The 19,606-nt window shown below is 46.9% G+C and carries 17 protein-coding genes and 1 rRNA gene; 8 read left to right on the top strand and 10 right to left on the bottom strand.

Annotated elements, in window-relative coordinates; genetic code table 11:
- The 10 genes from ABEA66_RS27040 to dnaA form a co-directional block, all read right to left on the bottom strand.
- Positions 1-268: ribosomal RNA gene (locus ABEA66_RS27040) — 16S ribosomal RNA — on the bottom strand; the annotation flags it as partial.
- Between the two features lie 348 nt (positions 269-616).
- Positions 617-1,675 (bottom strand): HD-GYP domain-containing protein, encoded by a 1,059-nt coding sequence (locus ABEA66_RS27035; RefSeq protein ID WP_192703199.1) that lies wholly within the window; start codon positions 1,673-1,675, stop codon positions 617-619.
- A 130-nt stretch (positions 1,676-1,805) separates the two neighbouring features.
- On the bottom strand, positions 1,806-4,301 hold the full coding sequence (gyrA, locus tag ABEA66_RS27030; RefSeq protein ID WP_079911447.1) for a DNA gyrase subunit A: 2,496 nt from the start codon (positions 4,299-4,301) through the stop codon (positions 1,806-1,808).
- 87 nt (positions 4,302-4,388) lie between these two features.
- The gene (locus ABEA66_RS27025; RefSeq protein WP_345592462.1) at positions 4,389-5,240 is read right to left on the bottom strand and encodes a polysaccharide deacetylase family protein; all 852 of its coding nucleotides are present in this window, start codon (positions 5,238-5,240) and stop codon (positions 4,389-4,391) included.
- Between the two features lie 20 nt (positions 5,241-5,260).
- The gene (gene gyrB / locus ABEA66_RS27020; protein ID WP_079911445.1) at positions 5,261-7,168 is read right to left on the bottom strand and encodes a DNA topoisomerase (ATP-hydrolyzing) subunit B; all 1,908 of its coding nucleotides are present in this window, start codon (positions 7,166-7,168) and stop codon (positions 5,261-5,263) included.
- 28 nt (positions 7,169-7,196) lie between these two features.
- On the bottom strand, positions 7,197-7,445 hold the full coding sequence (gene remB / locus ABEA66_RS27015; RefSeq protein ID WP_192703198.1) for an extracellular matrix regulator RemB: 249 nt from the start codon (positions 7,443-7,445) through the stop codon (positions 7,197-7,199).
- A gap of 31 nt (positions 7,446-7,476) precedes the next feature.
- The gene (gene recF / locus ABEA66_RS27010; RefSeq protein ID WP_192703197.1) at positions 7,477-8,586 is read right to left on the bottom strand and encodes a DNA replication/repair protein RecF; all 1,110 of its coding nucleotides are present in this window, start codon (positions 8,584-8,586) and stop codon (positions 7,477-7,479) included.
- Between the two features lie 51 nt (positions 8,587-8,637).
- Entirely contained in the window at positions 8,638-8,853 is a 216-nt protein-coding gene (gene yaaA, locus ABEA66_RS27005; RefSeq protein WP_345592457.1) for a S4 domain-containing protein YaaA, read from the bottom strand.
- Between the two features lie 24 nt (positions 8,854-8,877).
- The gene (gene dnaN, locus ABEA66_RS27000) at positions 8,878-10,020 is read right to left on the bottom strand and encodes a DNA polymerase III subunit beta (RefSeq protein ID WP_079911441.1); all 1,143 of its coding nucleotides are present in this window, start codon (positions 10,018-10,020) and stop codon (positions 8,878-8,880) included.
- A 284-nt stretch (positions 10,021-10,304) separates the two neighbouring features.
- Complete coding sequence (dnaA, locus tag ABEA66_RS26995; protein WP_079911440.1) at positions 10,305-11,669, bottom strand: chromosomal replication initiator protein DnaA; 1,365 nt, start codon at positions 11,667-11,669, stop codon at positions 10,305-10,307.
- A gap of 634 nt (positions 11,670-12,303) precedes the next feature.
- On the opposite strand from dnaA, the gene rpmH reads away from it, so the two are divergent.
- The 8 genes from rpmH (at position 12,304) to noc (ending at position 19,580) form a co-directional block, all read left to right on the top strand.
- Positions 12,304-12,438 (top strand): 50S ribosomal protein L34, encoded by a 135-nt coding sequence (gene rpmH / locus ABEA66_RS26990; RefSeq protein WP_028550661.1) that lies wholly within the window; start codon positions 12,304-12,306, stop codon positions 12,436-12,438.
- 187 nt (positions 12,439-12,625) lie between these two features.
- Positions 12,626-12,970, top strand: a complete 345-nt coding sequence (gene rnpA, locus ABEA66_RS26985) for a ribonuclease P protein component (protein ID WP_079911439.1) — start codon at positions 12,626-12,628, stop codon at positions 12,968-12,970.
- 77 nt (positions 12,971-13,047) lie between these two features.
- Positions 13,048-13,785, top strand: coding sequence for a membrane protein insertase YidC (yidC, locus tag ABEA66_RS26980; RefSeq protein WP_079911438.1), 738 nt, complete (start codon positions 13,048-13,050; stop codon positions 13,783-13,785).
- Entirely contained in the window at positions 13,782-14,399 is a 618-nt protein-coding gene (gene jag / locus ABEA66_RS26975) for an RNA-binding cell elongation regulator Jag/EloR (RefSeq protein WP_079911436.1), read from the top strand. Before yidC ends, jag begins: the two co-directional genes overlap by 4 nt.
- Before the next feature lie 101 nt (positions 14,400-14,500).
- Positions 14,501-15,877: a tRNA uridine-5-carboxymethylaminomethyl(34) synthesis GTPase MnmE gene (mnmE, locus tag ABEA66_RS26970; RefSeq protein WP_345592448.1), complete on the top strand. Its 1,377-nt coding sequence runs from the start codon at positions 14,501-14,503 to the stop codon at positions 15,875-15,877.
- A gap of 31 nt (positions 15,878-15,908) precedes the next feature.
- On the top strand, positions 15,909-17,795 hold the full coding sequence (mnmG, locus tag ABEA66_RS26965; RefSeq protein ID WP_345592446.1) for a tRNA uridine-5-carboxymethylaminomethyl(34) synthesis enzyme MnmG: 1,887 nt from the start codon (positions 15,909-15,911) through the stop codon (positions 17,793-17,795).
- Between the two features lies 1 nt (position 17,796).
- Positions 17,797-18,525 (top strand): 16S rRNA (guanine(527)-N(7))-methyltransferase RsmG, encoded by a 729-nt coding sequence (gene rsmG, locus ABEA66_RS26960; protein ID WP_345592444.1) that lies wholly within the window; start codon positions 17,797-17,799, stop codon positions 18,523-18,525.
- A 239-nt stretch (positions 18,526-18,764) separates the two neighbouring features.
- Entirely contained in the window at positions 18,765-19,580 is an 816-nt protein-coding gene (gene noc, locus ABEA66_RS26955; RefSeq protein WP_079911431.1) for a nucleoid occlusion protein, read from the top strand.
- The last annotated feature ends 26 nt before the right edge of the window (positions 19,581-19,606 follow it).

The raw sequence follows: 19,606 nt of genomic DNA, 5'->3' as shown, positions 1-19,606 counted from the left end.
CCTTGGTAGGCCGTTACCCTACCAACTAGCTAATGCGCCGCAGGCCCATCTGTAAGCCACAGGTTGCCCCGCGTTTCATGATCCTCTCATGCGAGAGAACCAGCTATCCGGTCTTAGCTATCGTTTCCGATAGTTATCCCGATCTTACAGGCAGGTTGCCTACGTGTTACTCACCCGTCCGCCGCTATCCCCGAAGGGACCGCTCGACTTGCATGTATTAGGCACGCCGCCAGCGTTCGTCCTGAGCCAGGATCAAACTCTCCAATAAAGTGTCACCGAAGTGACTTATATTAGAGCTTGTCTTAAGCTCAAAATTCAATGCTAGCGAGAATTTTCATTCTCTGTTCAAACATTCACTCGTTGTTCAGTTTTCAAAGGACAATATCTCGACAAAACTCCCAAATGCTCGCTCTGTCATTTTGTGTCACCTTGTTTAGCGGCGACTTTTATAATATAACACATTCGCCTACTCAATTGCAAGTGTTTTTTTATTTTAATTTTTTCCACTCATAAAAAAACCTTCGCCTCAAGCAGCGAAGATTAATTTATCATATATGTATATCAAGAGTCAAGTCTATCTTTTTCCACTTTGAAAAGTATTGCAAGACATGCTTACTTATTTTTGAATTACATCTTGAATATATAATTGGCGCTCTACCGTTAGATTGATGATCTGGCCATTGACGTTAATCCATGGTCTCGTAGGATGGGCTCTGTCTGAGAATACGATCTCCCCGATTCGGTTATCATTTAATTTGACCAGAACGCCGTTATGGAACTGGGTAACTTTTTGAATGAAGGTCTGAACTAAAGCAGGGTCCAGTTTGCCGAACGATTCGTTAAAAAGCTGATCCAGCACAAGATATGGAGATATCGCTTTTTTATGATAACGGGCGGAGGACATAGCGTGAAATATATCGGCAATGGCAATAATTTTGGAGTAAGGATGGATTTTATCTCCCTTGGTTCCCATCGGATAGCCTGATCCGTCTTCCCGTTCATGATGCTGCAGTGCGGATAGTTTGACGCCCTCATTGATGGCAGCCACATTCTTTAATAGATTATAGCCAATAACAGTATGCTGCTTCATTTCTTCGATTTCATCGGCTGTCAGCTTGTTTGGCTTGGACAATATGGATGGATCGACTTTGGCATTACCTATGTCGTGCAGTAAGCCTCCAAGAGCCACGGGCATGAGATCCTTTTGCGGCATCCCGCTCCACTTGGCCAAGCAATAAGAGGTTAGACTCACCATAATGCTGTTATGATAAAGGTAATCCTGAAGCTGAAACACTCTTGGTTCAAATGTCAAAATCCGATAATGATCTATATGCTGTATCAGGGCCTCTAATTGCGTCCTGATCTCCAAGATCGGCGGATTTTGCCCGCTGACGGAGGTGAATACTTTTTTAAGCAGAGCGAGCATTTTATCGTACTCCACATAAATCGGGTGTACGGTCCTTACAGGCTCCTCAGATACTGCTTCCTTAGCATTCTCCTGCTCATTGGTCTTAGATTCTATAGAGACGGTAGGAATGAGGAACGCTCTTAGGATTTCTATATCCTTATCCGAAATGACTTTCCCTTTGTAGAATAATACGTTTCCTCGCTTGGTTTGCACGTTATCCAATATTTTTTCACCGGGTTTTAACTGAGATACGGGAACCGTCGCCATCGATCGTTCTCACCTTACTTTCTATCAATTCCATTTTATTTTAAACGAAAAAGAATGGGGATGTAACCCCCATTCTTTGTTCATTTACCAAAAAAACGTATTTCGCTCCAAGACAACCGATGAAGAGAAATTACTCCTCACCTTCACCCGGCTCATTCGTTTCTATGCTGTTTTCTTCGCCGTCCTGTTCATCCGATGATTCCTCGCTTTTCTCCACTCGCGCAACCGTAGATACTTCATCTTCATCGCGAATGTTGATCAGCTTAACCCCTTGGGTATAGCGTCCCATCATGGAGATGCCCGACATGCTTGTCCTAATAATCGTTCCAAGTGCCGTAATGATCATCAGATCCTCATCATCCTGAACGATTTTGAGGCCTACGACAGGGCCGTTCTTCGGCGTAACGTTAAGGGTTTTGATCCCTTTACCGCCGCGGGACTGCAGACGGTATTCCGATACCGGAGTCCGTTTCCCGAAGCCTTTGGAGGTTACGATCAAGACACTGTTATCCGGATGAACAACGTCCATATCAATAACGGCATCGTCGTCACCGATGTTAATCCCTTTTACCCCGGTAGCCGAACGTCCCATGGAACGCACTTCTTCTTCAGGGAAGTGGATGGAAATCCCTTGTTTCGTCCCCATAATGATCGTTTGGTTGCCGTCCGTCAGCTTCACGCCGATCAAATCGTCATCCTCACGAAGCGTTAAGGCGATCAATCCGCCTTTACGGATGTTGCTATAGTCATTCAGCGGAGTCTTCTTAACTAAGCCATTCTTGGTTGCAAAGAACAGATACTGTTCGGACTCGAAGCTCTCAACCGGAATAACGGCGTTAATCGTTTCTCCTTGCTCGATTTGAAGGAGGTTAATGATCGGCGTTCCCCTTGCTGTTCTGCTGAGATCCGGAATCTCGTAAGCCTTCAGCTTGTATACCTTCCCTTTGTTCGTGAAGAACATCAGGAAGTGATGCGTATTCGTCACGAACAAATGTTCCACGAAGTCTTTATCCTTCGTATCCATACCGATGACGCCTTTACCGCCGCGCTTTTGACTACGATAGGTGGAAACAGGCAATCTCTTGATATAGCCGGTATGAGTAATGGTGATGATAACATCTTCACGAGGGATGAGATCCTCATCCTCGATGCTTTCTTCACCTACGGTAATCTCAGAACGGCGTTCATCGCCGAATTTCTCTTTAATTTCGCGAAGCTCCTCGCTGATGATAGCCAATACCAGCTGCTCGTCAGCCAGAATCGCTTTATATTCAGCGATTTTCTTCAGCAGCTCCGCATATTCCTCTTCAATCTTCTCGCGTTCCAATCCTGTCAAGCGCTGTAGACGCATGTCCAGAATGGCCTGAGCCTGATCCAAGCTGAGCTCGAATTGAGTCATTAAGCCATCGCGTGCTTCTTCAGTAGTCCGAGAAGAACGGATTAGCGCAATGACCTGATCCAAATGATCGAGTGCAATCCGCAAGCCTTCGAGAATATGAGCTCTGGCTTCCGCTTTGCGCAATTCATATTCGGTACGGCGGCGGATAACTTCTTTTTGATGCTCCAAATAGTGATAGAGCATTTCCTTCAGGTTCATAACCTTAGGCTCGCCGTTAACCAAAGCCAGCATAATTATACCGAAGTTGGATTGTAAAGCAGTATGCTTGTAAAGGTTATTCAATACAACATTAGGGTTCACATCGCGACGCAGCTCGATAACAATCCGCATCCCGTTACGGTCGGATTCATCTCGCAGGTCGGTAATGCCTTCGATTTTCTTCTCGCGCACCAACTCTGCGATTTTCTCGATCAAACGTGCTTTAATAACCTGATATGGCAGCTCATGAACGATAATGCGAGCTTTGTTGTTGTTTTCCTCAATGGTTGCTCTAGCTCTCATAGTTACGGAGCCGCGGCCCGTATTGTAAGCCTGGCGTATGCCTTCGCGACCTAAAATAAATCCGGCAGTAGGGAAATCCGGGCCTTTAATCGACTGCATCAGCTCCATAGGAGTGACGTCCGGATTCTCTATCATTTGCTGAATGCCGTCTATAACTTCTCCTAAGTTATGAGGAGGGATATTTGTTGCCATCCCTACAGCAATACCGGAGCTTCCGTTGACCAACAAGTTAGGAAAACGGGCGGGGAGAACAACCGGTTCCTGCTCCTCACCGTCATAGTTGGGTGCAAAATTGACCGTCTCTTTGTTAATGTCACGCAAAAGCTCCATGGCTATCTTGGACAGCCGGGCCTCGGTATACCGCATTGCAGCGGCGAAATCGCCGTCAATGGAACCAAAGTTACCATGTCCATCTACCAGCATGTAGCGGAGGGAGAAATCCTGCGCCATCCGTACCATCGTTTCATATACGGGAGCATCCCCGTGCGGGTGATACTTACCGATAACTTCACCGACGATTCTTGCCGACTTCTTGTACGGCTTGTCCGAATACATTCCGAGCTCAGACATGGCGAACAAAATACGGCGATGCACCGGCTTCAGCCCGTCCCTGACATCCGGCAGGGCACGGCTTACGATAATGCTCATCGCATAATCCAAAAAGGATGTACGCATCTCCGAGCTGATATCGATTTCTTTAACTTGTGAGCGCTGTTCGTCGGACATTGTTTACCTCCTGCAAGTTTGCCTTGGCTTAACCACTTCGTCAGCATTTATTGCTGTTGCATGCAGCTTCCTCCGTGGCCTACACCATTAAAGACCGTGTAATCTTTGTATAATTAAATTATTTAATGAATTCGCTTTGACAAAAGGACTGCCTGCGTTAATCCGGGGAATTTGCATAGGGTCCGTATTTCGCGAAGCAATTCCACTCACGGTAGTATAAGCATAATGAATTCCAGAACGATTCAATAAATCGGCCGATCTGGTATCGTAGATCCCAAACGGATAGGCGAAGGAATCGATAGGCCGGTTATACAATTCTCCCAGCTTTTTGCGGCACAGCTGCGTATCGTCCATAATCCGCTGTTCGAACTGTTGTTCGGTCTCGACGACTCCTTGTGCATTAGTCAGCTTGGTCGTGAATAATGCGCCGCCATTCGGCGCCCGGTCGTGCAAGCTGTCCGTATGGCACTGAACGTCAATCCCCGCCATTTCCCGTGTCATGTGCCTGATTTCATCTTTGGATAAGGAGGGGATAAGGCTCCTCAAAGGCTGCTCCAAGTCCTTCGTAATAACAAAATTAACGGCGGGAATGTTCAATTCCTTCAGTATGGGGTAAGCACGAGTATAAAAGCTCTGGTAGCCGTCGTCGAAGGTGACCAGAACAGCATTAGGAGGGACTGGCCCTCCTGCCAAATACTCTTTGAACTGAGTCAAACTAATAAAATGATAGCCCCGCTGCAGCAAATCCGTCAGCTGCTCTCGAAGCAATTCCGTCTTGATCGTAACATCGCCCACCGTCTGATCATCAATGTGGTGGTAAGCGATCACGGATACCCGGTCCTTATATACAGTCAGAGGGGCTTGCTGGAATATTCCCGGAGTAAGCCACAGCAGAACAACGATAAGCAGCCATAATCCGGCTTTCTGCATCCCATTCATTCAAGGCTCCTTCAGTCTTGCTAAATATCGAGGTTCTTAACGAACTTCGCATGCTGATGAATAAAGTCTCTGCGCGGTTCGACATTCTCGCCCATCAGTGCGTCAAAGATGGCATCGGCGTCCATCGCATCCTGGATGTTCACCTGCAGCAGCGTACGGCTATCCGGATCCATGGTCGTTTCCCACAATTGGGTAGGGTCCATCTCTCCAAGACCTTTGTACCGCTGTACGTTGACCTTAACGCCGTCACCGAACTCCTGCATGATCTGATCCTTCTGCCTGTCATTGTAGGCGTAACGAACCGTCTTGCCCCGTTCCAGCTTGTATAGAGGCGGCTGAGCGATGTAAATATATCCCGCTTCAACCACTTTGCGCATGTACCGGTAGAAGAACGTAAGAAGCAGAGTACGAATATGCGCCCCGTCCACGTCGGCATCGGTCATAATAATGACCTTATGGTAACGGGCTTTGGTAATATCGAAATCTTCACCGATTCCTGTACCCAGCGCCGTAATAATAGCCCGAATCTCTTGGCTGGACAATATTTTATCCAATCTTGCCTTCTCTACGTTCAAAATTTTACCGCGGATAGGCAGGATCGCTTGGAAATGGCGGTCGCGTCCCTGCTTGGCGGAGCCGCCCGCAGAGTCACCTTCTACGATGTAGACTTCACTGATCGAAGCATCTTTGGAGGAACAGTCCGCCAGCTTCCCAGGTAAGGAGCTGACCTCTAGGGCGCTTTTGCGCCGCGTCAGTTCCCGGGCTTTACGGGCCGCTTCGCGCGCTCTTGCCGCTTGGACGCCTTTTTCAACGATTTTCTTTGCAACGGCAGGATTTTCATCCAAAAATTCCATTAACTTTTCCGAAAACAACGATTCCACAATGCCCCGGACTTCACTGTTGCCGAGCTTTGTCTTCGTCTGTCCTTCAAACTGAGGCTCCGGAATTTTGACGGAAATAATGGCGATCAAGCCTTCACGCACATCATCCCCGGATAAGTTGGAGTCGCTATCCTTAATCGCATTATATTTGCGGGCATAATCATTCAATATCCGCGTCAGCGCGCTCTTAAATCCGGATTCATGGGTGCCGCCCTCATGCGTATTAATGTTATTGGCAAACGAATAAATGTTCTCCGTATAGCTATCGTTGTACTGAAGCGCGATTTCAACCTGAATAAGATCCTTGGAGCCCTCTGTATAAATCGGCGGATGCAGCGCTTCGCGGTTCCGGTTCAAATATTCGACGAAGGAGACAATACCGCCGTCATATTTAAAGGTTTGGGATACATCTGAACGTTCGTCCGTCAGGATAATTTCGATGCCTTTATTGAGAAATGCCAGCTCTCTGATACGGGATTGCAGCGTTTCGTAATCATACTCCGTCGTTTCTTTGAAAATTTCCTCGTCCGGCCAGAACGTAATAGTCGTACCGGTTTCATCCGATTCTCCTACCACTTTCAAATCATATTGAGGTACGCCGCGGTGGTACTCCTGCTGGTAAACTTGCCCCTTCATTTTTACTTTCACTATAAGCTTTTTGGAAAGGGCGTTAACTACAGACACACCTACCCCGTGAAGTCCACCCGATACCTTATAGCCTTCACCACCAAATTTACCGCCTGCATGCAGCACGGTAAGGACGACTTCAACCGTTGATTTTTTTAATTTCGGATTTTCTCCGACTGGAATGCCCCGACCATTGTCAATAACCGTAACACTGTTGTCCTTATGCACGATCACTTCGATCTTGGTACAGAAACCGGCCAAAGCTTCGTCAATACTGTTATCGACGACTTCCCACACAAGGTGATGAAGGCCCTTTCCACTGGTTGAACCGATATACATCCCCGGACGCTTCCGAACGGCTTCAAGGCCTTCCAGTACCTGTATCTGACTTTCATCGTACGTGTTTTGATTCACAGACATGTTGACACCCACTTTTCCAAGGTAATATCTAGTTTGTTAAAAGATGATTCGCCCGTTTCTTCAAAGTCATGGAGGAGATAGGAGAGTAGTACACCTTCGATTGCGTCACCACAAGCGATTTGCTTTCTTCCTCGCCGATAACCTCGACCTTCTTTTCTTTGAGTGCATAGCTGACGAACTGCTTTGATATTTTTGAAGATTTCTCAATGGATAGATCAAATATAGCAACGAGCTCGGATGCGCGAATGATTTTTTCTCCGCCTAAATGGATGAACATCGTCGGCCATCTCCTTATCAGTGAGGCTTTACTATGTTAAGCTTCCGTTTCGAACATGAATGACAGAAGCACTGTCGAGCTTGCCAAGGTCCACACTTTCGATTCCGGTCGTTGTTATGAAAGTTTGAACCTTGTTTTGGAATGTTTCGATGAGCTGCGTTTGTCTATAACGATCAAGCTCGGATAATACATCATCCAAGAGAAGGATGGGATATTCGCCGACTTCCTCCCGAATCAGTTCAATTTCAGCCAGCTTCAAAGAGAGTGCTGTTGTTCTTTGCTGGCCTTGGGAGCCGAACGTCTGCACTTCCTTGTCATTAATATAAAACAATAAATCGTCCCTATGAGGGCCTACTAAAGTCACACCACGCCGCAATTCCTGTTCTTTCACCTGTGATAACTTTATCATAAATTGGTCGAATAAAACAGGTTCATCTTCCAAAACCGCCGGATCGAACGCGGTAGAATAGGCGATTCGCACCTGTTCGTTCCCCGCAGTAATGCCCGAATGAATCTTTTCTGCCCAGGCTTGCAGCTTCTTTATAAAGCTTTGACGTTTTTTGATAATTTTAACACCGAAGGTCGCCAATTGTTCATTCCAAACCTCCAGCATCCCGGCCTTGCTGTCCTTGGAGGTGAACAGCTGTTTCAAATAATTGTTCCGCTGCGCCAATATTTTCTGATATTGCGACAAATCGTACAAATAGGCAGGATGAACCTGCCCAATCTCCATGTCCAAGAACCGGCGGCGCACCGAAGGGGAGCCTTTGACAATCTCAAGATCCTCCGGGGCAAACATGACCACGTTCAGAGAACCTATGAAATTACTGAGCTTTTTTTGCTCCAGGCCATTGATCTTCGCCTTCTTGCCCTGCTGCGATATGGTCAGGTCCAGCTGGCATAAGCCGTACTTTTTGTCCACCTCGCCATGCAGCAAGGTATGAGACGAATCCCACTGGATAAGCTCCTTATCCTGGTGTGTCCGATGCGATTTGGTCAATGCCAGCACAAAAATGGACTCCAACAGGTTCGTCTTCCCTTGCGCATTGGGGCCTACGATGATATTGACCATATGTCCGGTTTCGAAAGTAACCTCGTTATAGTTGCGGTAATGCTGTAAAGACAGCTTTTTTAATTGCAAAGCATTTCCTCCTAACAGGCTCCTGCGATAGCGCAGCCGCTTCGAAGCCTCTTAGCTGCGTACCACCTGGAACTCGCCGCAGCCTTCCACGCGAATCCGATCCTGATGGACGAGCTTTTTGCCGCGGCGATTCTCCTGTTCCCCGTTAACCCAAATTTCCGTTTCCTGCAGGAAGCTTTTGGCTTGTCCACCTGTGGATATGCAGTCCGCCAGCTTCAGAAATTGCCCCAAAGTAATATAGTCCGTATGAATGTGGATCGTTTTCATGTGAGTACTGCTCCTTTTTCAACGTTAATTCGTTGTCCGGTACGGCAGGATCAGCTGCAGCAGACTTGAAGTTTCCTCCGGCCGAATGATGATGGGCTGCATGGCGCCGGTAAATCCAATGCGGATCAGCTCGCCGTCCATGACTTTTAACGCGTCCAGCATATATTTGGAGTTGAAAGATATTCTCAGCAATTCGCCGGTTAAGCTGGTTACCTCCAGCTGCTCCGTTACTTTACCCAGCTCGGAGGAGCTGGACGAAATTTCAATTGTGTGATCCTCACGCATAATGAGCTTAACGATGTTCGTTTTCTCTTCCCTGGACAGCAAATAGGCGCGGTCGATCGCTTCTGCAAGCTGCTGGGCATTGATGACGAGCTCGGTTTGATACGATTGGGGGATCAGCTTCGACGTATCCGGATAGGTACCATCCAAAATCCGGGTGTAGAACAAAATGGAGCTTAACTTAAACAACACCTGGTTTTCCGCGAAAATGATATCGATCAGCGTGTTCTGGTCCGGCAAAATTTTGGACAGCTCGTTCAGCGTCTTACCGGAAATCGATACGTTACCTAGATGGAAGTCCGCATCGACCTCAATGCTTGTTTCGCGGCTTCCCAGGCGGTGCCGGTCACATGCCGTAAACTTGAGCTTGCGGTCGGCGATCGTCCACAAAATCCCTGTCAAAATAGGCGTAGATTCATTGGTGGAAACGGCAAAAGACGTCTGCTTGATCATGGTTTTAAGCAGATCGCTAGGCATCTGAATCCGTCTGTTTTCCTCAATGCTTGGAAGGGTAGGGTATTCCTCCGGATCGAGACCCACCAATTGAATCTCCGAAGATCCGGAACGAATCGTTGTTTGAAAATGATCCTTCACTTCAATCTCTACTACTTGCGCCGGAAGCTTTCTTACAATCTCTACGAAAAACTTGGAAGAAAGGACTACGCTGCCCGGGCGTTCCAATTCTATAATGCTCAATTCGTTTTTCTCAATAGGTATAAAGCTTTGAATCGAGATATCGGTATCGCTTGCTGTTAAGGTCATACCGTTGGCATCGGCGTCTATTTTAATCCCGGTCAAGATGGGAATGGTTGTTTTGTTGGAAATGGCTTTGGAAACGTGCTGAATCGACTCGTTCAAATGTTCTTTTAAAATAGTTAACTTCATTTTGTCACTCCTATGGTTACGAAAATGATGGAGATGCCATATACATCTATAATACCTTTTTTTTATTAGTAATAGTAGTAGGGCCTAGGGATATGTGGATATGTGGAGAAAAGCTACAAAGCAAAAGCCTATCCACATGTGAATAGTTTGTGCATAGGCTTATAATTATCCAGATGCGAAAAGCCAGCTCCAAATAACGAACCGACCCGCCGGGAGCTGCTCTTCATACCGCGAAGGCTATATAATTTTGCAACAACGACTGACATCACATTGTATGCTCAGACTTAGGCCGTGATGTTTCTTACCTTTTCCATCAGATTCTGAATAATCTTGTTCAACTCGTGATCGTTCTTCAGCGCCTCCGAAATCTTCTCGTGGGCATGAATCACGGTAGTATGGTCCCGTCCGCCAAAAGCCTCGCCGATCTTCGGCAATGAAAAATCAGTCATTTCCCGGGCAAGATACATAGCGATCTGGCGCGGATAAGCGACCATTTTCGTCCGTTTCCTCGCTTTGAAATCCTCCATCTTCAAGCCGTAGAACTCGCCGACCTTTTGTTGAATATCTTGAATCGTAATGACCTTGGGACGGCTGCTCGGAATGATATCCTTCAGCGCTTCGGCGGCCAGATGAGACGTGATGTCCTCATTGATCAGCGACGAATAGGCGACGACACGAATCAAGGCACCCTCGAGCTCCCGAATGTTCGTATCGATCTGGTTGGCTATGTAAACCATCGCCTCATTAGGAATTTCCAGGTTTTCCGCCTTCGCCTTTTTCCGCAAAATCGCAATCCGCGTCTCCAGATCCGGCGGCTGGATATCGGTAATCAAGCCCCATTCGAAGCGGGAGCGCAGCCGTTCCTCCAGGGTCGGAATCTCCTTGGGAGGCCGGTCACTGGAGATAATGATTTGCTTGCGTTCCTCGTGCAGCGCGTTAAATGTATGGAAAAATTCTTCCTGCGTTTGTTCTTTTCCAGCAAGAAACTGAATATCATCTATAAGCAGCACGTCGATGTTGCGGTATTTGTTGCGGAAGCTTTCGCCGCGGTTGTCGCGGATCGCGTTAATAAATTCATTGGTAAATTTCTCGGAAGAAATATACAGCACTTTGGCGCTCGGATTATGCTCCAACACGTAATGGCCTATGGCATGCATCAAGTGTGTTTTACCAAGTCCAACGCCCCCGTACAAAAACAGCGGATTATAAGCCTTCGCCGGCGCTTCGGCCACAGCAAGCGAAGCCGCATGAGCAAAACGATTCCCTGACCCGATAACAAACGTATCGAAGGTATACTTCGGGTTCATCATATGGCTGAACGTTTCTTCTGGGACTGCGGACTGGGCTTTCACCGGGATGTTCGGAGTGGAGGAGGGAGTGCTTGCAGCTTTCTCTTCTTCGGATTCGATAATGAATTTCACTTCCGCCGGCTTTCCAATGTAATCGAAAATCGTATCCTTAATCAGCTTGGTGTACCGGTTCTCAAGCCACTCTCTGGCAAAATTGTTCGGCGCACAGATAACGACTTTGGATTCGTTGAAAATGACGGCTCTTGTGGATGTAAACCAGGTTTCGTAGCTTGGTTTACTCAGCCTAGTCTGAATAATGGAAAGGACTTGCTGCCATTGCTCGTTTGGATGGCTTTCCACAATGTATTCACTCCTTCAAAAAAATAAGCGGTGAGGCATAAGCCATACGGATGTAGAAAAAAAGCGGGTTGTGTCGCAAAATATCCACAGCATCCCGAAGCATGCGGGAATAGTTTATACAGAGGGGATGTAAATTGTTCACAAAGATATCCACAGGCTGTTGATAAAATAGTTGATAACCGTTCTCTATCCACAGGATAAGCATTATCATAATATCAAAATATGTTCGGATTATCAATGAATTGTTTCGATTTATCCACATCTTCTATAGCTTGTGTGTAACTTTTATCAACAACACAAGATATTGTTTATAAAATGTTATTAGTTCGACAAAACCTGCGCATATGCGCACTTTTTTTATTCACAGGCTGTTTTTTGCTGGCGAAATGCGGCCGTTCGAGGCTGTGGATACCTATTTTTGACGAAAACGTGACGCCATCTTTCGAGCCGTGTGGATGAGGTAGTGAAGAGATGAATATCCACATTCAAAGAGAGGCCGGATAGGACAAGGTTCATCCACGAGCCTGTATGCCAAAAGTTTGCAATCGAAGCACGTTGACTTTTGCCTTATAAAATGGTTTAATGTTGTAAGGTATTTTTGGGAATGGATTTTCCTCAAGGAGGTGCTAGATCAATGAGACCAACATACAAACCGAACGTAAGAAAGCATAAGAAGGTACACGGCTTCCGTAAGAGAATGAGTACGAAGAATGGTCGTAAAGTACTCGCTGCTCGTCGTTTAAAAGGAAGAAAAGTATTGAGCGCATAATACAAAAGGCCACTGTCAGGTGGTCTTTTTTGTTTGTAACGGGATAAAAGGGGAATATGTTCCTAAGGAAGGTCCAGCAGCTCAAAGTTGCAGCCCTGCTGGGATGCGTTGTTATAAAACGGCCGGATTTGGCGCAGGATAGTATTGTTTTGGCGTTTCTGATCGTGACGAAGATGGAGAGTTCATTGTGGAAAAGAAAAATCGGTTGACGAAAAGAGAATATTTCGACAAGGTGTACCGCGGCGGCAAATCGATGGCAAATCATCAGTTTGTACTATATTATTATCGGCAGCCGCGGCTGGAGTCGTTCCGCTTGGGGATCTCGGTCAGCAAGAAGCTTGGCAATGCCGTCGTCCGCAACCGGATTCGCCGTGTCGTCAAGGAGATTGTCCGTTTGAACAAGGAGCGTTTTGCATGCGGTTACGATTTTATTCTGATTGCGCGCAAGCCCGTTGTGGGATTATCTTATCAGGAAACGGAAAAGAGTATCCTCCACGTCTTTAAAAGGGCCTCGCTTTTAACGCGAAAATAACCCGATTTCATTTCTTTTTTATGAGGAGATATGATATAGTTTATTATTGGAAAAGATGAATCTAGGAGGATATTATTTTGACTCGTCGACTTGCAACCTATTTGCCGCTTTCATTCCTGTTTCTTCTCCTTGCAGGATGTACTCCGGCGACAACTCCAATCGATCCGAACAATGGCGTTTGGGACAAGTACTTTGTCGGGCCCTTGGCAGAAGTTCTGGACTGGTTTGCGGCTCAGCTATGGGGACAATATGGTCTGTCCATTTTGGTCGTAACGGTTATTATCCGATTAATCATATTACCTCTTACGCTGAAGCAGTACAGAAGCTCGAAGCGGATGCAGGAATTACAGCCTGAAATGAAAAAGATTAAAGATAAGTACAAGGACGATCCTAAGAAGCAGCAGGAAGAAACCATGAAGCTGTTCCAATCCAATGGCGTTAACCCGCTGGCAGGCTGCTTGCCGCTGATCGTTCAGATGCCGATTCTGATCGCTTTGTACAATGCTATTATGCGTAATCACCATATAAATGAACACTCGTTTTTATGGATGCAGCTGGGAGCGAAGGATCCGTACTATGTTTTGCCGCTGCTCGCAGCGTTGACGACTTATTTGCAGCAAAAAATGATGAAGACCCAGATGAACCCACAAATGCAAAGCTTGATGTTCATTTTCCCTGTCATGATTTTCGTGATGGCGATGAACTTTGCTTCCGCACTTCCGCTGTACTGGATTTACAGTAACATCTTTACTATCGTACAGTCATACTTTATTTATGGTGGAGCATCTCAAAATAAGGTGGGCCCTTCAAAATGAAAAAAATAGTGGTCATGGGTAAATCGATTGAGGAAGCCGTCAGAAATGGCCTTCAGCAATGGAATACCACGGAGGATCGGGTTAAAATACAGGTGTTGGAGCAGCCCTCAAAAGGGCTGTTCGGCATAATCGGCGCCAAGGATGCGAAAGTAGAGCTGGAGCTGATTCCCGATGCTGTTGAAGAAGCCATTCATTTTTTACAAGAAGTTTTCCAAACGATGAACGTACAAGTCCGCATTGAACAAAAGTCTACGAAAGAAGGCCTCGAGCTTCATCTATATGGTTCGGAGCTGGGAATGCTGATCGGCAGAAGAGGGCAAACCTTGGATGCGCTTCAATATTTGGTGAACATCGTCGCCAATCGCTATTCCTCCTCGCACATGCGAATCGTGCTGGATGCGGAGCAGTTCCGCGAGCGCCGGAAAAAGACGCTGGAGGAGCTGGCGGCGAGACTGGCCGAGAAAGTCATCCGCTCCAAAAAAGAAGTGGTGCTCGAGCCGATGTCGCCCCAAGAACGGAAGGTCATTCATGCGAAGCTCCAGGATCATCCGAAGGTTCGCACATTCAGCAGAGGCGAGGAGCCGAATCGAAGAGTCGTTATTGTTACCAGATAAACCATTGCTGCAATGATGTCGTCAAGACTCATTGCTTTTTTTCAATAGAGGAGTCATTCGGTTTGTACCAGACATGAATAGATAAGAGGTTGAATACAGCTATGATTCAAGATACCATTGCGGCGATCTCCACTCCGTTAGGAGAAGGCGGGATTGCCATTATACGGGTTAGCGGCGAAGAAGCGGTTGCTGCAGTAGACGGTGTATTTTTCGGTAAAAGCAAGCTATCCGAGGTACCGACTCATACGGTTCATTACGGATTTATCAAGGATCCATCGACGATGGAGCGAATCGATGAGGTGCTTGTTACTGTAATGCGGGCACCGCGTTCTTTTACCATGGAGGATGTTGTTGAGGTCAGCTGTCACGGCGGATTTATTTCTGTGAAAAAAGTATTGGATCTGCTGCTGGAGCACAATGTTCGCCTTGCTGAACCGGGTGAGTTCACCAAGCGCGCGTTCCTCAACGGCCGAATCGATTTGTCCCAGGCTGAAGCGGTGATCGATTTGATCCGGGCCAAATCGGATCGGGCCTACAGCATTGCGATGAAGCAATCCGAGGGCAGCCTGTCCAAAAAGATCAAAGGCCTCCGTCATGATCTCGTCGAGCTGATGGCTCATATCGAAGTCAACATCGATTATCCGGAGCATGATGTGGAAGAAATGACGAATGCGTTCATTAAAGACAAATGCTCGTCGGCGATGGAGCACATCGAGGAGCTGCTTAGAACGGCCCAGCAAGGGAAAATTTTGCGGGAAGGGATTGTCACGGCGATTGTCGGAAAGCCGAACGTAGGCAAATCCTCCTTATTAAATACGCTGGCGCAGGACAATCGGGCGATTGTTACCGATATTCCGGGCACGACGCGGGATGTCATCGAGGAATATGTGAATGTGAACGGGATTCCGCTGAAGCTGCTCGATACGGCGGGGATTCGGGAAACATCGGATATAGTGGAGCAGATCGGTGTGGAGAAATCCCGCAGCGCACTGGCTGACGCGGATTTGATCCTTCTTGTTTTTAACGGCGCCGAGCCGCTGCAAGAGGATGAGCTTGCTCTGATCGAACAGTTGAAAGAGAAGCAAACGATTGTTATTGTGAATAAGCTGGATCTGCCGCAGAAGATTGAGCTGGACGTGCTAGAGCAGCATTTTTCGCCGGAGCGGGTCGTCCGGATGTCGCTGCTGGAGCAGCAGGGGATTGTTGATCTGGAAAAAGCTATCGCTAGTATTTTCTTCAGTGGTCAGGTAGAATCAAGTGACCTGACTTATGTGAGCAATGTACGTCACATTTCTTTGCTGAAAAAGGCGAAGGGGTCACTGGAGGAAGCTTATAGCGCTACCGAAGCGTTCGTTCCGATAGATATGGTTCAAATCGATATTCGCAATGCCTGGGAGTTCCTTGGGGAAATCATAGGAGACTCCGTAGGCGATTCATTGATAGATCAAATTTTCTCCCAATTTTGTTTGGGTAAATAATAGTTTTTTTGGCGAGGAGGTATTGTACATTATGAGTTATGCTGCTGGTGAATATGATGTTATTGTCGTCGGCGCCGGACATGCCGGCTGTGAAGCGGCTCTGGCCGCAGCGCGTATGGGCTGTGAAACGCTGATGATTACAATCAATCTGGATATGGTAGCCTTTATGCCGTGTAACCCTTCGATCGGCGGACCTGCCAAAGGGCATGTCGTTCGGGAGATTGACGCATTGGGCGGAGAAATGGGCCGCAACATTGATAAAACCTATATCCAAATGCGGATGCTGAATACAGGGAAGGGTCCTGCGGTGCATGCGCTTCGGGCGCAAGCGGACAAATTTTTGTACCAGCATATGATGAAGCAAACGATGGAGAACGAGAAGAACCTGACGCTCCGCCAAGGTCTGGTAGAAGAGCTGATCGTGGAAGACGGAGTGTGCAAAGGGGTTATTACCAAAACCGGAGCCCGCTATATGGGGAAAGCAGTTGTCATTACAACCGGTACTTATTTGCGGGGCAAAATTATTATGGGCGAGCTGATGTACGAAAGCGGTCCGAACAACCAGCAGCCTGCGGTCAAATTGTCGCAATCGCTAAAGGACGTTGGGCTGGAGCTCGTTCGCTTTAAAACAGGAACTCCGCCGCGGGTGCACAAGGACACGATTGATTTCAGCAAAACCGTGATCCAACCCGGGGACGAGAAACCGAAATTTTTCTCGTTCGAAACAACGGAGGAAGTACCGAACCAGCTGCCATGCTGGCTAACTTACACTTCGGAACAAACGCATCAGATTATTAATGATAATCTGCATCGCGCTCCGATGTTCTCCGGTGCCATTGAAGGAACAGGACCTCGTTATTGTCCATCCATTGAAGACAAAATCGTTCGCTTTAGCGATAAGCCGAAGCATCAAATCTTCCTGGAGCCGGAAGGACGCCATACTTCGGAGTACTATGTCCAAGGTCTTTCCACCAGTATGCCGGAGGATGTCCAGTTGGATATTCTTCGCTCCATTCCGGGACTTGAGAAAGTAGAAATGATGAGAACCGGTTATGCTATTGAATATGATGCGGTTATCCCAACGCAGTTAAAGCCTTCTTTGGAAACGAAGGTCGTATCGGGCTTGTTTACTGCAGGTCAAATTAACGGAACCTCCGGCTACGAGGAAGCAGCGGGCCAAGGGATTATGGCGGGAATCAACGCCGCGCGTAAAGTTCAAGGGCGTGAGCCTGTCGTTCTAGATCGTTCGGAAGGATATATCGGTGTGCTGATCGACGACCTGGTTACGAAAGGAACGAATGAACCGTATCGTTTGTTGACTTCACGTGCGGAATATCGCCTGCTGTTGAGACATGACAATGCGGATCAACGCTTGACGCCGATCGGATACGAGATTGGTTTGATTAGCGAGGAGCGTTACCAACGGTTCCAGCTGAAGCAGCAGCGGATTGCCGAAGAACTGGAACGGCTGAAAGCGACCAAAGTGAAGCCGGTTGAAGCGCAAGGAATGTTGGCTTCTCTTGGCAGCGCTGAGCTGGTCAACTCAGTTGATCTGCTTACGCTTCTTCGTCGTCCGGAAGTAACGTATGCCCATATTCATGCTATTTCACCATCCTCGATCGAGCTATCGGAAGAAGTGATGGAGCAAGTGGAAATCCAGGTGAAATACACAGGGTACATCGAGAAACAGCTGGCTCAGGTTGACCGGTTGAAAAAGATGGAGAAAAAGAAAATTCCTGACGATATTCAGTATGATGAAATCCACGGAATTGCGACGGAGGCGAAGCAAAAGCTGGCTAAAATCCGTCCGATCTCGATCGGTCAGGCATCCCGGATTTCCGGTGTAACACCTGCCGACATCTCTATCCTTCTCGTACACTTGGAACATTATAATAAAGTAGTTGCAGCCAGAGGTTAATATGGATCTTATACAAGCACAGTTTCAGGATCGGCTTAAAGAGAATGGGATACATCTAACCGAATACCAGCTGGATCAATTTGAAACGTATTTCAAGGTATTGGTCGAGTGGAACGAAAAGATGAATCTGACTGGCATTACGGAGAGAGAGCAAGTCTATACAAAGCATTTCTATGACTCGCTCTCCGTTTCCTTTTTTACGAGCTTGCAGGACAAGCGGAGCTTGGCTGACATAGGATCGGGAGCGGGCTTTCCCAGCATTCCATTAAAGATTGCTTTTCCGCAACTTCAGATAACCATTATTGATTCGTTGAACAAACGAATTCAATTTTTAAACCATCTGAAATCAGAGCTCAAGCTTACCGATGTGAGCTGCATTCATGGCAGGGCGGAGGATATTGCCCGACAGAAGGAGCACCGCGATCATTATGATATGGTGACAGCCCGGGCAGTGGCCCGGCTTGCCGTATTAAACGAATTTTGCTTGCCGTTCGTCAAGCTTCATGGCCAGTTCATTGCAATGAAGGGCAGTGAAGTGGAGGGGGAGCTGGCGGAAGCGGCATTCAGCTTAAAAGAGCTAAAAGGAAAGTACTTACATACACACCGCTTGGAGCTTCCGGACGAGGAAGCATCGAAGAGACATCTTATTGTTATTGAGAAGACAGCGGCGACACCGGCAAAGTATCCGAGAAAAGCAGGAGCCCCATTGAAGACGCCGCTAGTTCGCTAGTGTAACATCCGCATAGCGGTTTGTTTCACGTGGAACATGCTAGAAGACAGGACCATTCTGAATAGTTGACCTCGCAAGAGGTTTTCTTTTTTTTATTGACTTTGCGTCGGTTTTTGTTCACTTATTTTTCATATACAAGCCTTGCAGGAAATTTCATATTTTTGGAGAATTATATACTCATATAGCAAAATTATCATGTATCGGTCCATATTTATGGCAAAAGATCGGGTGGTTAATGAATGAAAGAACAGATCTCAAAGTTGTTTGGATTTACGGAAAAAGCTTCGGCTGATGAAGTTAAAAATATTCCAGTAAACGATATTGTTCCGAGTCCGTATCAGCCTAGAACGATTTTTGATGATGAACGCATTGATGAACTGTGTCAAACCATTAAAACTCATGGCATCATACAGCCGATCGTTGTACGGGTTAGGGACAATCTATATGAATTAATTGCCGGTGAACGGCGGTGGAGAGCGGTTAAGAAGCTGGGCATGGAGACCGTGCCTGCTATTATTCGTGATTTCAACGATTCACAAGCGGCTTCTATTGCGCTGATTGAGAACCTGCAGCGGGAGGGGCTTACTGCTATAGAGGAAGCTATGGCGTATCAGCAGCTTATCGACCTTCATTCGCTAACGCAAGAAAGCCTGGCTCAGCGGCTTGGCAAAAGCCAATCTACAATCGCGAATAAAATCAGATTGCTGAATCTTAGCGAACCGGTGAAGAACGCTTTAATGGAAAGAAAAATTACCGAACGGCATGCACGCGCTTTGTTGTCGCTTGACCAAGAAGAGATGCAGGTTAAGGTTCTGGAGGATATTATATCCAAGGAGCTGAATGTCAAGCAGACGGAAGCAAGGATCCAGCTGCTTAAGGAAGCGGTTAAGCTGAAAAAATCCAAACGGATTTCATTCTCAAAGGATGTTCGTTTGGCGTTGAACACGATTCGGCAATCCGTTGACATGGTCACATCATCCGGTCTGCAGATTAACACGACGGAGCAGGATTATGAGGATCACTATGAAATCGTAATCAAGATACCAAAACGTTAAAAAATATAGTATGATAGGAAAGTAGA

It is taken from the genome of Paenibacillus vulneris, assembly GCF_039543185.1.
Lineage (GTDB): Bacteria > Bacillota > Bacilli > Paenibacillales > NBRC-103111 > Paenibacillus_S > Paenibacillus_S vulneris.
The sequence above is the reverse complement of the archived record's forward strand: the minus strand, read 5'-3'. Positions and strand labels throughout refer to the sequence as shown.

Bases quoted from the DNA above. Each gene is read 5' to 3' on its own strand.
- ABEA66_RS27035 (WP_192703199.1), bottom strand. From the start codon at position 1,675: ATGGCGACGGTTCCCGTATCTCAGTTAAAACCCGGTGAAAAAATATTG.
- gyrA (WP_079911447.1), bottom strand. From the start codon at position 4,301: ATGTCCGACGAACAGCGCTCACAAGTTAAAGAAATCGATATCAGCTCG.
- ABEA66_RS27025 (WP_345592462.1), bottom strand. From the start codon at position 5,240: ATGAATGGGATGCAGAAAGCCGGATTATGGCTGCTTATCGTTGTTCTG.
- gyrB (WP_079911445.1), bottom strand. From the start codon at position 7,168: ATGTCTGTGAATCAAAACACGTACGATGAAAGTCAGATACAGGTACTG.
- remB (WP_192703198.1), bottom strand. From the start codon at position 7,445: ATGTTCATCCATTTAGGCGGAGAAAAAATCATTCGCGCATCCGAGCTC.
- yaaA (WP_345592457.1), bottom strand. From the start codon at position 8,853: ATGAAAACGATCCACATTCATACGGACTATATTACTTTGGGGCAATTT.
- dnaN (WP_079911441.1), bottom strand. From the start codon at position 10,020: ATGAAGTTAACTATTTTAAAAGAACATTTGAACGAGTCGATTCAGCAC.
- rpmH (WP_028550661.1), top strand. From the start codon at position 12,304: ATGAGACCAACATACAAACCGAACGTAAGAAAGCATAAGAAGGTACAC.
- jag (WP_079911436.1), top strand. From the start codon at position 13,782: ATGAAAAAAATAGTGGTCATGGGTAAATCGATTGAGGAAGCCGTCAGA.
- mnmE (WP_345592448.1), top strand. From the start codon at position 14,501: ATGATTCAAGATACCATTGCGGCGATCTCCACTCCGTTAGGAGAAGGC.
- mnmG (WP_345592446.1), top strand. From the start codon at position 15,909: ATGAGTTATGCTGCTGGTGAATATGATGTTATTGTCGTCGGCGCCGGA.
- rsmG (WP_345592444.1), top strand. From the start codon at position 17,797: ATGGATCTTATACAAGCACAGTTTCAGGATCGGCTTAAAGAGAATGGG.
- noc (WP_079911431.1), top strand. From the start codon at position 18,765: ATGAAAGAACAGATCTCAAAGTTGTTTGGATTTACGGAAAAAGCTTCG.